General features: G+C 35.3%; 1 protein-coding gene. It reads left to right on the top strand.

Features of this window, described 5'->3' with window-relative positions:
* Positions 1–241, top strand: a 241-nt coding sequence (locus tag KI369_RS29365; RefSeq protein WP_274382507.1) for a potassium transporter TrkG, incomplete at both ends; no start/stop codon positions are given.

The raw sequence follows: 241 nt of genomic DNA, 5'->3' as shown, positions 1-241 counted from the left end.
ATACTCTCTTCACGGTGTTTTTTATACTGGTGTTAAATGGTATGGGATATGATTTTCTTACATCATTTGCAACAGTGGCTGCATGTATTAATAATATGGGATTAGGTTTTGGGGCTACTGCATCGTCATTCGGAGTGCTTAATGACATTGCAAAATATTTAATGTGCATAGCTATGATTCTTGGTCGCCTTGAAATTTATCCTGTTATTATATTGTTTTCAGGTTTTTTTTGGCGCTCCTA

This window comes from Bacillus sanguinis (genome assembly GCF_018332475.1).
GTDB lineage: Bacteria > Bacillota > Bacilli > Bacillales > Bacillaceae_G > Bacillus_A > Bacillus_A sanguinis.
The sequence above is the reverse complement of the archived record's forward strand: the minus strand, read 5'-3'. Positions and strand labels throughout refer to the sequence as shown.